Origin of the sequence: Enterobacter cloacae complex sp. P38RS (assembly GCF_014930775.1) — a bacterium.
Taxonomy (GTDB): Bacteria; Pseudomonadota; Gammaproteobacteria; order Enterobacterales; family Enterobacteriaceae; genus Enterobacter; species Enterobacter bugandensis.
In genome coordinates, this window is record NZ_JADBRS010000002.1 from 389,969 (window position 1) to 405,514 (window position 15,546).

General features: G+C 46.2%; 10 protein-coding genes and 1 tRNA gene. 5 read left to right on the plus strand and 6 right to left on the minus strand.

Features of this window, described 5'->3' with window-relative positions; genetic code table 11:
- Positions 1-24: 24 nt before the first annotated feature.
- On the plus strand, positions 25-975 hold the full coding sequence (gene cbl / locus IM303_RS05290) for an HTH-type transcriptional regulator Cbl (RefSeq protein WP_192972127.1): 951 nt from the start codon (positions 25-27) through the stop codon (positions 973-975).
- Between the two features lie 48 nt (positions 976-1,023).
- Here cbl and IM303_RS05295 read toward each other — a convergent pair whose 3' ends face one another.
- Positions 1,024-1,944 (minus strand): LysR family transcriptional regulator, encoded by a 921-nt coding sequence (locus IM303_RS05295; RefSeq protein WP_193359680.1) that lies wholly within the window; start codon positions 1,942-1,944, stop codon positions 1,024-1,026.
- 141 nt (positions 1,945-2,085) lie between these two features.
- Here IM303_RS05295 and IM303_RS05300 point away from each other — a divergent pair, with 141 nt between their 5' ends.
- Both IM303_RS05300 and IM303_RS05305 read left to right on the plus strand, forming a co-directional pair.
- On the plus strand, positions 2,086-2,475 hold the full coding sequence (locus tag IM303_RS05300) for a RidA family protein (protein WP_041909204.1): 390 nt from the start codon (positions 2,086-2,088) through the stop codon (positions 2,473-2,475).
- Positions 2,476-2,523: 48 nt separating this feature from the next.
- Positions 2,524-3,483 (plus strand): zinc-binding alcohol dehydrogenase family protein, encoded by a 960-nt coding sequence (locus IM303_RS05305; RefSeq protein WP_193359681.1) that lies wholly within the window; start codon positions 2,524-2,526, stop codon positions 3,481-3,483.
- Between the two features lie 365 nt (positions 3,484-3,848).
- Here the strand turns inward: IM303_RS05305 and IM303_RS05310 are convergent, their stop codons facing one another.
- From IM303_RS05310 to IM303_RS05325, 4 genes are all read right to left on the minus strand, one after another.
- Positions 3,849-5,582 carry a UvrD-helicase domain-containing protein gene (locus tag IM303_RS05310; RefSeq protein ID WP_193359682.1) on the minus strand — a complete coding sequence of 578 codons (1,734 nt, stop codon included), beginning with the start codon at positions 5,580-5,582 and terminating at the stop codon, positions 3,849-3,851.
- Positions 5,575-7,647 carry an ATP-dependent endonuclease gene (locus IM303_RS05315; protein WP_193359683.1) on the minus strand — a complete coding sequence of 691 codons (2,073 nt, stop codon included), beginning with the start codon at positions 7,645-7,647 and terminating at the stop codon, positions 5,575-5,577. The genes IM303_RS05310 and IM303_RS05315 overlap by 8 nt, the downstream gene beginning before the upstream one ends.
- Before the next feature lie 131 nt (positions 7,648-7,778).
- A complete protein-coding gene (locus IM303_RS05320; protein ID WP_193359684.1) occupies positions 7,779-10,238 on the minus strand; it encodes a hypothetical protein in 2,460 nt (819 codons plus the stop codon).
- A gap of 4 nt (positions 10,239-10,242) precedes the next feature.
- Positions 10,243-14,142 (minus strand): hypothetical protein, encoded by a 3,900-nt coding sequence (locus IM303_RS05325; protein WP_193359685.1) that lies wholly within the window; start codon positions 14,140-14,142, stop codon positions 10,243-10,245.
- Between the two features lie 659 nt (positions 14,143-14,801).
- Here IM303_RS05325 and IM303_RS05330 point away from each other — a divergent pair.
- Positions 14,802-15,059, plus strand: coding sequence for an antitoxin (locus IM303_RS05330; protein ID WP_041909206.1), 258 nt, complete (start codon positions 14,802-14,804; stop codon positions 15,057-15,059).
- Positions 15,060-15,392: a type II toxin-antitoxin system PemK/MazF family toxin gene (locus IM303_RS05335; protein WP_049138518.1), complete on the plus strand. Its 333-nt coding sequence runs from the start codon at positions 15,060-15,062 to the stop codon at positions 15,390-15,392.
- A gap of 54 nt (positions 15,393-15,446) precedes the next feature.
- Here IM303_RS05335 and IM303_RS05340 read toward each other — a convergent pair.
- A tRNA-Asn gene (locus IM303_RS05340) sits at positions 15,447-15,522 on the minus strand.
- Positions 15,523-15,546 lie beyond the last annotated feature (24 nt).

Sequence of the window (15,546 nt, forward strand, 5' to 3'; positions counted from 1 at the left end):
ATGTCAGATGCGCCGGAGTGAATCGTGAATTTCCAGCAACTTAAAATTATCCGTGAGGCGGCCAGGCGGGACTACAACCTGACCGAGGTCGCCAATATGCTTTATACCTCTCAGTCCGGCGTCAGCCGCCATATCCGCGAGCTGGAAGAGGAGCTGGGCATAGAGATCTTTATTCGTCGCGGCAAGCGGCTGCTCGGCATGACGGAGCCGGGTAAAGCATTGCTCACCATCGCGGAGCGGATCCTCAACGAGGCCAGCAACGTGCGTCGCCTGGCGGATCTCTTCACCAACGATGCCTCCGGCGTGCTCACCATCGCCACCACCCACACCCAGGCGCGCTACAGCCTGCCGCCGGTAATCAAAGCCTTCCGCGAACTTTTCCCAGACGTCCGTCTGGAGCTTATCCAGGGCACGCCGCAGGAAATTGAAGGGCTGCTGCAAAACGGTGGGGCAGATATCGGCATTGCCAGCGAGCGATTGAGCAACGACCCGCTGCTGGTGGCCTTTCCCTGGTTCCGCTGGTACCACAGCCTGTTGCTCCCGATCGATCATCCGTTGAATCAGGTTTCACCGCTGACGCTGGAAGCGATCGCGAAATGGCCGCTGATTACGTATCGCCAGGGCATAACCGGACGCTCGCGCATAGACGAGGCCTTCAACCGTAAAGGATTAACGCCGGACATCGTGCTGAGCGCGCAGGACTCTGACGTGATCAAAACCTACGTCGAGCTGGGGCTGGGCATTGGCCTGGTGGCGGAACAGTCCAGCGGCGAACGCGAGGACGGGAACCTGGTGCGCCTGGATACGCGGCATCTGTTTGACGCCAATACCGTATGGCTGGGCCTGAAGCGCGGTCAGCTGCAGCGTAACTATGTGTGGCGCTTTATCGAGCTGTGCAATGCCGGGCTGTCGGTGGATGAGATTAAACGGCAGGTGATGGAGCCGGAAGAAGTGGCGATTGATTATCAGATTTAGGTTCGGGCTTGCCAGGTAGCGCTGCCGAATCAGGGGGCAGGGATGTCGTCACTTATTGTAAGTTGTGGGGACATGCCGCTGCATCAACTCAACGATCCAGTCAATAAAAACGCGCAGTTTAGCGTTGACGTGGCGGTTAGGCGGGAATGCCAGGTACAGGGGCATTGGAGCGATACGCCAGCGTTCAAATAGCGGAATCAAGGCACCGCGAGCCTGATGTGCTGCCGCCATATAGACCGGCAGCGCAATCACGCCCAATCCCGCTAGCCCAGCTTCGAGGTAAGCATTGCCATCATCCACAGCAAGCACATAGTTGCCCGTAATTTCAATACGTTCACTCTCACCGTACAGCACCAGAGGATCAATCTTACCGGTGCGTGAGGACAAAAATCCCACGATGCGATGGTCCGTGTTTTCCAGCTCTCGCGGATGCGCGGGGGCGCCGAGGCGTTCCACATAACTCGGTGCGACGTAAACACCGATTTGCAAATCGCCAACATGGCGCGCGATCAGTGACTGGTCATTGATTTCGCCACCCCGCAGGACGCAATCCACGTTGTCGCCGATCAGATCCACCACCCTGTCACTCACGCCCATGTCGAACTGGATATCAGGGTAGCGCGCGTGAAAAGCCGGTAGCGCGGGCACCAGCACAAGGCGGGCGAGAGGAGTGGGCACATCCACCCTTAACCGTCCCCTGGGCGTCATCGCCGCACTGGACAGGCTGTTTTCTGCATCTTCCATGTCCGCCAGCAGGCGGATAACGCGCTCGTAGTAGACCGCGCCATCGGGAGTGACGCCGAGCCTGCGGGTGGTGCGATGGAGCAGCTTGACGCGCAGGCGCGCTTCCAGCTGCTGAATAAGCTGCGTCACCGTCGTTTTGCTCATATGGAGCGTTTGGGCAGCCTTTGTGAAGCTGCCTGCCTCCACCACGCGAGCAAAGGCGCGCATCGCATCAAAACGATCCATCCCTTGTCCTCTCTTTTCACCGATTGTTTGGATATTACAAACAATGATGAACAAAGTCGCCTGTTTATCCCTCTGCTTCAGCAGCTGTAAAGTCTCTTTACGTTCACCGGGCAGAGTTCGCCCCATTACAAAGGTACAAATATGACAACACGCGAAGCCGTTTTTCCCTTCGGACGCCAGGCGCTCTATGAGCGCAATCGCTATTCACCGGCCATCAAATCTAATGGCTTCTTGTTTGTTTCGGGGCAGGTGGGTAGCCGGGAAGATGGTTCGCCTGAAGAGGATATAAAAGCGCAGATCCGTCTGGCGTTTGATAACCTTAATGCTGTTCTCACGGCTGCGGGCTGCACGTTCGATGACGTGGTTGACGTTACCCTTTTTGTTGTCGATCCCGAGTCAAACCTCGACGCAATCTGGAGTGTCCTGCCAGAATACTGGGGGGAGGCACCTTACCCAACCTTGACCGGGATCGGCGTGACGTGGCTGTACGGATTCCAGTTTGAGATAAAGGTGATTGCCAGGCTACCCTGAGCGTTACGGATCTTTCCGACGGTCAAAAGGCAAGTCAGAGGAAAATTTATGAAGGCAGCGGTTTATGACGTGGAAGGCGCTCCCGGCGTCCTGCAGTATGTCGATGTTCCGGATCCGGTCGCAGGGCCTGACGATGTGCTGATTTCTGTCGAGGCTATCTCAATTGAAGGGGGAGATCTGATCAACCGTCGTTCAACTCCGCCGCCTTTTCCTTCATGGATTGTTGGCTACGCGGCCGCGGGGACGGTGGTTGCCGTCGGGTCGAAAGTCCGTAGCCGCAAGGTTGGAGACAGAGTGACTGCTTTTAGCATGAAGGGATCGCATGCGGAACGTTGGGCTGTGCCTGCGGAACGAACCTGGCTTATACCAGACGGAGTGGGTGCAGCAGAAGCGGCGGTGGTACCGATCTCCTTTGGAACCGCATATCACTGCCTCTTCACACGAGGCATGCTCCGGCACGGAGAAACCGTTCTGATTCAGGCAGCAGCGGGTGGCGTGGGGCTCGCGGCCGTTCAGCTTGCCTCACAAGCTGGCGCGACGGTCATCGCCGTGGCAAGCGGAACGCAGCGAAAAAACCGATTGCTGGAACTGGGAGCCGATCATGTTGTGGATCGTGTAGAGAATAACGTCGTGGAGAGTGTCCGACAGGTCACTCGTGGCACCGGTGTTAACCTCGTCATCGATCCGGTAGGGACGACGTTGCCTGCGTCGCTTTCTGCACTCGCGCCGGAAGGGCGTCTTGTTTTCGTCGGTAATGCGGGCGGTGGCAGCCTGACAGCCGACTTATGGCCGGCAATGCAGTCTAACCAGACGCTCATGGGGGTTTTCATGGGCCCCCTTTTTGAAAGGCCTGAGGTTCGGGCAAGCGTGGACGAGATGTTGCAGGCTGTAGCGGCAGGGTGCATCAGGGTTGTCATTGATCGAATCTTCCCCCTGGCTAACGCCGCCGCGGCCCATGAATACGCCGAGACAGCGAAACCGCTTGGCCGCATCGTTATGAAGCCATGAAGCGCGTTTGACTAGTATGAGTGAGTGACGTCAGGACTATATTAGAAACCTTTTTCGGATTGTATAAACTTTCTGATTTTGGCGTTAAGGGGTATTTGCAAGCACTCCGTTATCGAACTAACTTAAGCCCAAAATTCTTATGTTCTTGAAGAGAAAATGAAAATAAAAAAGCCTGCTTCAAAAAGTAGGCTTTTCAAATTTGGCTCATCTGCTTGGGAGCGCCTTAGCAATTAAATGGCTAACTGACAAGCAAAATCTAAAAATAGGGCTGTCAAGACCACCAGAATGATCACCATTTCACTACAGAACTAATGACATATTTAGGCACTGACTTTAGCCAATTGAACGTCAGCAAACCGTACCAATTATGGTGCAGGCTCAATAGTATCCACTCCGAACCAATTCCCAAGTGTTGCAAGTGCCTCAGGAGACAAAGCTTGTGTAAATAAGATTGCAAGGCGCTTTTGAGGTCTGGAGCATGCAACGTAAAACAAATTTCGGTTACGCTCAAATGAATCTTCTTTTCCTGCTGGGAGCATTTGCTCTCCAGCAAAGCCCAACATTTCGCCAAAGTTATATTGGTTCCACCCTCGTCCAACAACTACCAAGACATTTTCAAATTCAGCACCTTTCACACCGTGTTTAGTCTCAAAAGGGGAATGACCATCAAGATAACGGCGAAGTGACTTTACTTCGGAATAGAGAATATCTTTCAATTTTTCAAGTTCTTTTAGCCTTCTTGGTATTTCCGCATCAACAGTCCTGTCATAATTGAGTAATTCCTGCTCGTGTTTTTCAACATTATCTGGAAGTCTGGGCTTACGATGAGTACGCAAGTATTCAACCACTTCACCGATAGTTCCTGTTTCGCGTATAGCAAGTAACTGCATCATTGCATTGTGCCAACTTTCCTTATCTGAATGGCTACGTAATTGTGGTGTAGCACCACCAAAAACTTCAAACATCGCACCATATTTATGAGCCTCAAATGCGTCGCAGGCAGGTTCAAGCGTGTCGATAAAGAAGGCTATATGCTCGTTTTCTTTTTTTGTAAAAGATTCGTTATATCGAAACGTTGCTACTATATTTGAGTAACCTTGCTGATTGGCTAAAAGTCGATGAGTCAGCATGAGAATTTTGGTATGCGCGGGAGAGAAATCCCAACCATCTTGTTGCAACGTTTCTTTGACACGTTCCAGAGTAGCTTGCCCTTCTGCTAAGGGGAGATCTCCACCCCAGTGCACACCTTTTTGGCGTACCCCTTGCCAATTGTTTGTATGGAACACCCGTACCAGACCTTCAGCTTCGGGATCTTTGACACACTGCGGTAACTCGGGCCTCATGAGATTGAGGGCATCGACAATTGTCTTATCCGAACGAAAATTGGCCTCCTTACCTATTTCAACCACATCTGGATGTTCCAGTTTACCACACCCACCACCATAGATTTTTTGCCAATGGTCGCCGAAAAAACCAAATAGAGGAGCTCCAGTTTGACCAAGAAAATGTCTTTTAATTGCCTCAATCCAGTCTTTGTCTGTGTCTTGGTACTCATCGACCAGAATTATCGGGAAGCGTTCTGTAATCACTTTGCGGAACTTATCGTGTTCCATGAGTGAGATAGTTAAAGAAAGGACATCATCATGATGAAGCGTTATACGATGGTCGCGGATGGAGCGATGTCCAAGATTATACTCAACACTACGATTACCAAGGCTTCCGCCAGCCTCATCGAGCTTTTCTCTCCACTCTGGCATTGTTTCGATCAGTTCTCTCAAAGGTTTTTGAAAGCTACTGATTAACGACCAACAGAATGCATGATTGGTATCACAAAAAACGATGGGGCTTCGATCTGTTCGCGCGACGATTTGATCCTTCGCCACGTTAGTAAAGGTGATGCAGGCAATTTGCTGGCTACGTTTTTCAAATAAATCCTTATTTCGCTCAATCAAGAAACGAAGTGCTTTAATAAGGGAATATGTTTTACCCGCACCAGCGCCAGCTTCGAGTCGGAAGCTTCGCCCTCCACTGAGGCAAGCATACATAGATTCCAAAGCTCGCTGGCTAGCAGCTTCGGCGGGGGAATGGATCTCAGACATCAGCGCTGGCTCCTTCTTCAATACTAGTTGTGGCCTCTACAACCTGGGCCAATACTGGATCTTGTGTCATGGGCTCTTTACTGCCAGCTAACCAGCAAATTCCATCGACGATGTATTTAGGGGCGTTCCATTCTGTCTCTGTAATCGCGTATTTCAATGCAAATTCTGATTTTTTCCACTCAGCCGCTTTATCGCGGGCTTCTATTTCAAGTTCCTGAGTATTTCTCCCTACCAGCCCGAATAGAGCCGAGTTTGCAAGGATAAATGCATCTTCGAATGTGCGTCCGCAGGGGCCATCTGTCACTTCTGCACATTGATAGGCAATACGATTTCCATTGCGAGCTTTATCATCGTCACTCTTGGCAATCAAACAAGCTAATGTGAAAGGATTATCTTCAGAGAACCATGCTTTCAAACAAGCATTACTGGAATATGTACCAAGATGAACGGCGCACGCTTTACCCCGAGGAGCCAGAACGGCATCCAGGTCAGTTATGATCAGGCTCTGAAGTTCAAGAAATGCTAATAACTCGAAGAACAAATGAGCGTAAGCACCACCGACTTCCATCACCGTTGCGTACTGGCTCGACAGCTTCGGTCTTTCTGGTTCGGCTGATTCTAGTTTTTTGATGATAGTTGGAAGCAATAATCGCTCGCTCAATCCCTCGACAAGAATAGCCTTATCTGCGAAAAAGAGATCGCAACGGGTCAGCGTCATGTATTGATGAAGGAAATTTCTATCTTCCGTTGGAATATGTCTAAGCCCTTTACGCAAGTCTTTGATTTTGGTTGTACGAACTCCTTCCTGAGTTCCCTGCAATGTAGCACCGAGAAAATAGCGAATGGTCTCGAAACCAGCTGCGTTGGCAATGTGAGAAGAGTGTGTAGAGACTACAAACTGGACGGGCCAGGGGCTCCTGTCCTCAGTGCCGTCAACCAGTTGTTGCACAATCTTGGAAAGTTGACGAATAAAGACTTCCTGCATTTGTGGGTGCAGATGAGCTTCAGGCTCTTCAATAAAGATCAGATGTACACCCGGCTCAGTAATTTCAGCGCGAAATGCCTTATAGAAACCAGCCAGCTGCAGCAGAATAAATATTAAATTACGAGTGCCAAGACCGTTGTACGACTCCGGTAGTGTGACACCGCTATAACCCGAATACCGAACCTTAGTGAAGTTTGATAGTAACTTGCGCACGTCGAGCAATGTTTCGGTGTGTAATTCTTGCCCTCCTAGTCCGGGATATCCAAACGTTTTCAGCGCAGGAATCAGGCTTTTGAGTTGGCTACCAAAGTTTGTGTCAATCTGAGCCTGAATATCTTGAACTGCACCTTTCAACGCATCGGCAATTTGCTTATCAGTTGTATCCGCAGAGGCCGAGGACGCTGTTGCGAAAAGATGTTCTACCGTTTTAGCCAGTACATCCGATTCTCTGGATGTTACATCATCGAGTCCCCGTTGAGCATTGATAAAGCCCGACTTGACCAGACCGCGCAGTGCGCTAGATTGTAACTCGCGACGATTTTCTGGATCATTGGGATCTTCAGCCCATATTTTTACGCAAAAATCGTTGGGAATTCGTTCCCGTAACGCACGGAAGAAGGTAATCTGAGTCTCCTGAGTTAGTGGTTCTGTGGGCTGTCCTTCGAGAAACCGTGCCAGTTGGCCATCTTTCAATTCATACCTGACTACCACGAGCGCTTCGGTACACGACGGATCCAAATCAATCACGAAGGGGCTCAATGGGCCTAATTGAGGTTGCGTGGAGTCGTACTGGAATTTCAATCGAAGTTCAATTGCTGGGACGAGATCACGAATGACATGATCCTCTTCCCCTTCGTTTAGCGCTTTCAGTGCGTCACAAAAACGGTCATAGCAAGAACTGGAAAAGTCTTCGAGTTGAAAAGTCGCACTGCCGTCCGCTAAAAATCTGCGTATTATCTCTGAGAGAGATGTTTTTCCACTGTTATTTCGACCAACAATAACTGTCGTCTGTTCCTCTAATACAAGCTCCACGTCAGCTAAGAGTCGGAAATTCTTTATTTGAACCTGATGAATGCGCATATGTCCCTCAATCTGTGTATAGGATATCGACAAAGATGATGTTATTACATTGCATGTGAACTTCATTCTTCTAATAGCTTAGTTGTTCACAATGCCTCAGGTCCTACATTATTACCTGAGGCATTGAAACTTTACTCTGTCAGTGATACATCACGCACATCATCCAGCTGAACCTGACATTCTTTCCATCGACGCACAAGCGTAGCCACACAGGGATTGCCCGCTAGTTGATTCATTCTGACCCAATCAACATCAACTAGTCCGGCAAGAAGTTCGGAATTAAGTTCACCCTGCAATGCATGCCATTGGCGAATACTGGGTTGACGTTGAATAATAGGTTGAGGGGAGGAAAGACTGCCAACAATGACGTAATTTTGCTCTGGATCATGCCAGAGTCGTGTAATACCTGGTACATTCTTGAGCCAGTTGCGAGGATCGCCTAAAGGTAAATCGAAGACACGAGATAATAATTTATTCCATGATGCTATTAATGATGTACTGGCTCTTTTTACTGATTTTTTAGCGACTTCCATCATAAGCGCATTTTTCTTTTCAGGCCATTGGGAAAAAACATAATTTTTTAAAACATCATAAGTGACATTGAATTCATTGTCGGAATAAAATTTTCTTAAAGCACATTTCCATAAGTTACACAACAACTCAAGTTCACGAAGTAACGTATTTTTATTTGTATCGGATAATTCACCTTCTTCGGTAAGTTGGTCTATATGAAACATTAGTTCATCCATTTCAGGCAATAACCATTTATTAAGAGGGAGTTGTTGCCGTTGAGAATCCAGAATAGTCATTAAATCGTTTAATTTCTCCGGAAGCATATGAGGTGCTCCATATTGTGGATCCTGAAGGAGGATAGTCACTTCTTCCGTTTTGTGAATTATCACCGTCAACCGATTAATAAATCGGGTCAACTTCTCTGCTTCATTCCAAATCCCTTGTGTAATATCTTGGGGGCGATAATGGTAAGGCCACTTTTCGTTAAGCAAAGCGAGAAGTGCTGTTACAGAAGTATCAAATGAACAGAGTATATTATCACAGGATGAAACAGCATCTGGCATAGCTGGGTGGAAAGGTAATATTATTGGGCGGTCTTGTTTCACAGTAAACAAACAGCCATTAGTGATTACAGCGAGACTGCTAGTGAGTAGATCCTTCTGCTGCGGAAGCGTAACACTAATTTTGGTCTCATTGCATAGCAGCAAATGCTTCAGGGCTAATTCTTTATATACAATTTCAACATTACGTGCCAAAGATTCTTGAACCACTTTTTTCTTAAAATCACTGATACTATAATCATAGTAACGAGAATCTGTGGCAGGAATAAGCCTCGTGTCACCGTCAGGTGTAGACTGTTCTATTAGTAAGTTATCCGTAATTGGGTCGACTGAGAGATCAAAAGGATTAACATTAATATGCTGGCAGGCAGCTTTTGTTCTTAATATTTGTGTCAATGGATAGCGATCGTCAATGATACCCGGAGTCTGATCCAGCAAAACAAGTAGACACTGTGATCCATCAATTTCTATGTTCACAATTTGATCCGGTTTTATATCAGGTAGTAATGACATGCGTGCATCAGGATATTTTTCATTCAGCAGGGACTGAATGTTATTAACAATGTATTGTGGAGATACATTTTTTGAAAAACGTAGATCAAGAACCTTTATCTCTTTGTCAAGCTGCACACTTGGGAATTTAGCCTTGTCAGCTGTTTTGAATTTTGTTTTAAGCGGTAAAGGGCGTAACTTAAGTACTACTGGAGATAATCCGAAGCCAAATTTTCTTGCTTGCTCAATAAATTCATTTTGAACTGGTTGAAGGATCCAAGGCCAGCTATTTTTGAGTGAGGTTGAAGACGAAAGATCGAGAAAAGGGCGTAGCTTGCGTTTATCTTTATTTTTGGCTACTTCCCGGTAAATTTGAGATTTAGGTTTTGTCGTTTTTTCCGCTTTCCAGCGGGCAAGAACGTTATTTTTATCATAAATCCATAATGGTTGATGAATATTAAATAATTCGTCTTTTATATCGACTGGACGTAGTGGAACATTTTTATGAAATAATATAACCTCAGTGATATTTTTATCGCTTCTTTGTTGAGTGCGACAGTCCAGACTAATTGCATTGATACCGCAACTATTCTTACTTTTCCAGACGTCAGTCTGAAGTAATGGGCATCCCAGGGTATGACTACCTTTGCAATGTGAACCAAAGGCGGAGACTTTACGCATGATAAGTCGGATCCATACTGGATTCAGCATAGCCTCGTAATGGACACGCGTTGGCTCAACAATAATTCCATCACCATTTTGTATTATTGGTGGCTTGTCTTGCTCTGAGTCCAAAGCAACGTATAGCCCAAATTGATCCTTATGAGATTTCATCAAATAAGGAAAATAACGACTGCCTAACTCATCATCAATTCGGCTTTGCCATTCATTCCAGCGATAGTTTTTACTTAACGGATAATGATAGACAACTAGTTTCTCAGCTTTCTCTCGATCGATCTCGTTGTCCCGGTAAATCATGTGTGAAAGGGGAAGAGAACGGATTATTTCGTCATTACGTTTCGCCATGATGTTATGCTCTTTCCATAATGTTTTGATTGATGATTTTTTTTAATTGCCAGAATCCTGGTGTTTCCACTGAAATGGTGTCCGGGGTCACGCATCCGCCGAGAACCAGAATGTCCGCCTCATAAGGATTTTGAACAGGTGTTAAGTGGTGAGAGAAACCCAGTAATTGACTATCAGCATGCGGAGCAACAAAGTTGGCGATAACCAATTTGGTTTTATTACCCTCGATAGCGCGAATTTGTGCAAGTTTTTTACTCAGACCCAGAGGGGTATGCTCTTGATTTGCACCAGATGCCAACCATTGTTGATATTCTTCATCTGCCTTATCGAGAGTATCTTGTCTCCAAAACTTAGCATCCACACGATAATCAGAATTTTTTATACTGAAATCATACTGCTCAAAAAGCCGGTGACTGCACACTTGGCTGGTTGTAATGATGCTCTCTGAATAAAGAAGTGCTCGGATAGCTTCTTCTCCCAGACGTCCCATCAGCAGGCGTTGTATAACTAGTGGATGGAATGCGTAACGCTCTTCCAAATCGTTCGCAAAGGGCATAATGGACGTTCTGTAACCCTTACGGTTGAACCAGTCAGTAATGATAGGATGACGTTGGATATACTGGTACAGTTTCTGAGGGTTGTATTGGCGCAGCCCTTCTGCTGCTTTGTCAAAAAACTGCCATGTCTGTGGGGAGTACCAGATTTTGCCGTCAGTATTAGTTACTTTCGGCTTTTCAAAGCAAGCCCATTTATATAATTCAAGATTAATGTCGAAAGCGTTTTTTTCCGGTTTCCAGGCTAAATCATGCTGAAGTACTGCTTTACCGAGTTGTCGCCAGAGTAATGGGATGTCATCTCTTGGTGTTGACTGTTCCCGTAACAACCGAATAGCTGGAACTAGTCTCTGATCGATATAATCCAATGCTAGTTTTCCAGGCTGAGTCGGCGTCATGAGCTGGCTGAAAAATTTATTCTGTGTCAGTTCATCACGCTCCAGAAGTGTATCCAGTAATTGGCGATTGAGTGCCGAAAGCTGTCGACGATTTGATGTATAGATAGGTAATGAAGCAAAGCGAGACAGGTCTTTTGCTAGTTCAGCATCAAGGTGAATCTCAGCGTTGGGTACTTCGCACCAAGCCCTCTCAATACGACCAACCTGCTGTTGAACATTGGCTGCCGTATTTTTTATATAATCGCTGGTTCTCTTATACTCTCCGTTTAAGCGGGAGATTTCGTTCTTCCTGTTCAACATCAGTGGCAGGATGAAGCGCTGATGCTGTTTACGTGAAATTTCCCCTGCACGTAGTAGTTTTTCCAGATTGCGTAACTGGAAACCTGCATGTGCCATATCATCATTGCTATCTGCACTGGTCTGGAAAGCGGAAAAGTAAAAATGCCGTGATTCCAGTAAATATAAACAGGTCAAATCCATATTTTTGCCGGATTCAGGCAGGCTGAAATCCAGATTTATACCGTTTGTGGAAGAGGCTGTTTGTGTCAGCACAATAACAATACGTCGGGAAGCAAATGCAGCTTGATAAGCATCACTGAAGCCCTTTTTTTTCTGGCATTCTGCGGTTAACAAACAGATTAGTGCGGGCTCGTTATGTATAATCAACGGTATAAATATATCAGTAAAATTCTTTAGCAAAAGATTGTCTGATAAAGGCTGATCAAGCTTTAACCATGTTAGGCAATCTCGGCTTTGTGTCGCTATTGCACTGGTTAACCATTTTCTTAAATAAAATATGGAATTAACAAAAGCAAGATGCCCTCGGTGCTGAGGCCTTTTTCCTGCCAGATTCAGCACATCAAGCAGTTTAAGTAGAATATTCTGGCGATATTCTGATTCGAAATCTCTTGAAGGTTCATCATCATTCTGGAAAAAATCGGGGGGGAGAGAAGCGAGTAGTTCGGCTGAATATGTGCTGTTCTTTATATTATTAAAATCATGGATTTCAATATTCAGTTGTGTCTTTCTGATATTTTCCTTGCTAAAGTTGATCGCTTCAATTGCGGTATTCTGTAACTGAAGGTCATCATCGGTCTGAACATAGGGTATCGGTTCTTTAAGCCAGGAGTCAGGTCGGTTTTCAAAAGTAGTTCCGAGAAAGCTTTCTGTAACTGCGGGATTACGTGCTTCAGCAATATAGCGTAAGGCTGAGTTTATCCACCGGACATCAAAGTGGTTGCAGGCTCTTTCAATATATGATGTGGCCGATAGTGCAAAAACGAGATTACGACTGGCTAATGACAGTAGTAGGCCTTCTGCTGTTGTTGGCAAGAACGCACGCTTAATCTGTATTCGTAATGGGTCGATATCGGTATCCACGACATTTTGTTTCAGCAACCAGTTAGTTAACCCAAAAATACTGGCATGTGTATTGGGCAAAATATTACTTTCCCTTAGTTCCCGCAGTTCGGGCAGATCAGTGCGTGGTAACAAAAACCGGGACATATTTGGCAGGGTTGAGCCATAGTATGATGGTCTATAGTCATTGACAGGATCGAACAGAAGTCGGGTTAATTTCTTGATATATTCATGCGATTCGTCTTCACTGGCTGTCAGATCTGTTAGCATCAGGTTAAACTGCCGAATAAATTTTTCCATCAGACGTAAAAAATCGCTGATATCAATTATTGACTCATTATTCTGAAGTAAAGCGTTGGGCCTTATAATTTCATATCCATGCTCAGCTTTTCGCATAATGAGTCGTTCGCTGGTGACTAAATGATCAGAGCGAAATAAGTAATGCTCACCGAATGACTTGCCTGTAAGATATTGTTGTAGTGGCATAACCAATGATCTGGCGTGTGTTAAATCAACATCTTTGTCAACTAAAGTTTTTTCCAGATTTTCAAGAAACTCAGCCAAGCGTAGTCGGATCATCGTAGCTGGCTCTGTTGCAACATGCTGCATACGTTGTAGCAACCTGCGCCCCCCATCCAGTAACTGGCCTAGACATTCTGGCGGCTCTTGAACCCACTGAGCCTGAGCCAAATATTCCTGTAATACTTCAGCCTGATAATCGAACTCGTCAATAAAAATGATGTGATTTCGCAACTCTTTACTGGACATACGTACTTTGCGTCGCCCATCGTAAAATGATGAAACCAGCTTTTGGGTTGTCATGATCAGCAGATGTTGTTTTTCGTCACGCCAGGCAATGGCGGGAAGAATGCGTCTAACCCAGGCATGGCGACGGAAATCATCAAGCCGCTGCTTCGCTGCTTGCGTAAGTTCATTCATTTCACCGTATTTTTCTTTTTGTTTTTTAAATTCTTTATCCAGAGACTTAATATTCTGAATCAAGGTTATTTCTACGGCTGTACAAGAATTGATTAACGCTTCTTTCTCACTTGCGATGGCTGCTCGAAGTTGGGAGGGATAATTTTTTAGCGTTCTTTTGATACGGAGAATGTTGTTGCAACTTTTGCGTAATTTTTCAGCCATCTCCTTACTGGCAAATAAATTATTGGCATGCAGCTCATCGATAGACATAAAAGGATTGGGTAACGAAGCTGGAGATATATATGTCTCATGAGGTAATGGTGTCGCTTCAACGGCAGATACAATCTGGTCCTCTTGTGCATAAAGCACACTGACCCGGAATGGCTCTCCATTACTGTCTTTATGCTCCACTGTTTTTTCATAAATATCGTGCAGTATGTTCCAGCGATGGGTAACTAGAATGGCCTGAAATCCTGATTTTCTAATGTATTCTAATGCGGGAAGTGTGTTGTCTTGATGACCAGGACGATAGAGCGAGCTCGTCTTCCCGCTACCTGTTGGCCCCTGAAGTTGACAAAATCCTCCAATACGACGTGACGCTTTGGATTTTTTGGCCCGGGAAAGGGTGTATTCAATAACAGCATTGTAGGAATGTAATACAAGGGGGCTCACATTTCACCTCATCCATGTTAGATTAACGAAGAGTTAAATTTCAGCAATTTCATGTTACGCCGATCGGATACGATTTCAATCTTTAATATTGATCTCTCTTTATAAAATAATATTCATAAAACATTTGCTAGCTGAATTGGTTGCTAACGTGTTATATGCTTGGCTTTTGTGCTGTGAAACAATTTATGAGCTGTGGTTCACGGCTTCTTCTTGCCGTTTTTAACTGAAGTCGGTGTTTTTTACCTACACTTGAAAAATTAAGGGCGGGATAGAAACCTCGAAATGTATACGTAACATAAGATGCGCCTGCGTCTTTTATATCATGTGTTCGTCTCTACCTCTGTGTTGGGCTGGAGAGTGGTATCGTTATATGTTTCCCCTGAAAAATCTGGCCTTAGCGCTATAGCTGATGTTCCTCAGGCGCAGCTCCGATCCGGAAGCCACCTCGCATTTCGTTTATCCGATTCGCCATAATCCTTTGAACCGCAAAAACAGTTCTCTATTATCAGCCTTAGTAGTAACGCACTTCGTTCCCACCGGCAGTGTACTTAGATGGATAACAGCTTTTTTACGAAAAGGAAATCACCATGAATCTGATGAATAACTGCGCATCTCCTGGCATAAATGTTATATTAAAATATAATATTAGGAGGTGCGCTATGTATAAAACTCGCCTGAAAAAGGTCGGCGGATCCATCATGTTGGCGGTTCCTCCCGCCGTGTTGAAAACGCTGGAGCTGTCGACGGACAGCGAAGTCGGCATGACCATTAACAATGGCTGCCTGATCATTGAACCCCAAAAACGGCCTCATTATTCGCTTGAGGAGCTGCTGGCGCAGTGCGATCCGCACGCTGAAATGAGTGAAGAGGATCGGGAATGGATTGATGCGCCTGCGGTAGGAAAGGAGATCCTGTAAATGGACAGAGGGGAAATCTGGCTTGTTTCACTGGATCCGATTGCAGGCCACGAGCAAAGCGGAAAACGTCCGGTTCTCATCGTGTCGAAGGCATCGTTTAACAAGCTGACCCGGCTACCGGTAGTGGTTCCCGTCACCAGCGGCGGTAACTTTGCTCGCACGGCAGGTTTCACCGTTTCACTGGAAGGGGCGGGGACAAAAACGATGGGCGTTATTCGCTGCGACCAGCCCAGAACTATTGATATGGCTGCCCGAAACGGCATGCGGCTGGAACGCATACCTGATGCTGTTATAAATGAAGTGCTTGCCAGGCTGGATGCAATTCTGAGTTAGCATCAGAGACGCAGAAAAGCAAAAAGCCTGCTTCAAAAGCAGGCTTTTCAAATTTGGCTCCTCTGACTGGACTCGAACCAGTGACATACGGATTAACAGTCCGCCGTTCTACCGACTGAACTACAGAGGAATCGTGTGAACGAGGCGCATATTA

What these genes read in the sequence shown, in the direction of transcription:
- IM303_RS05295 (WP_193359680.1), bottom strand. Translation starts at nt 1,944, where the DNA reads ATGGATCGTTTTGATGCGATGCGCGCCTTTGCTCGCGTGGTGGAGGCA.
- IM303_RS05300 (WP_041909204.1), top strand. Translation starts at nt 2,086, where the DNA reads ATGACAACACGCGAAGCCGTTTTTCCCTTCGGACGCCAGGCGCTCTAT.
- IM303_RS05305 (WP_193359681.1), top strand. Translation starts at nt 2,524, where the DNA reads ATGAAGGCAGCGGTTTATGACGTGGAAGGCGCTCCCGGCGTCCTGCAG.
- IM303_RS05310 (WP_193359682.1), bottom strand. Translation starts at nt 5,582, where the DNA reads ATGTCTGAGATCCATTCCCCCGCCGAAGCTGCTAGCCAGCGAGCTTTG.
- IM303_RS05315 (WP_193359683.1), bottom strand. Translation starts at nt 7,647, where the DNA reads ATGCGCATTCATCAGGTTCAAATAAAGAATTTCCGACTCTTAGCTGAC.
- IM303_RS05320 (WP_193359684.1), bottom strand. Translation starts at nt 10,238, where the DNA reads ATGGCGAAACGTAATGACGAAATAATCCGTTCTCTTCCCCTTTCACAC.
- IM303_RS05330 (WP_041909206.1), top strand. Translation starts at nt 14,802, where the DNA reads ATGTATAAAACTCGCCTGAAAAAGGTCGGCGGATCCATCATGTTGGCG.
- IM303_RS05335 (WP_049138518.1), top strand. Translation starts at nt 15,060, where the DNA reads ATGGACAGAGGGGAAATCTGGCTTGTTTCACTGGATCCGATTGCAGGC.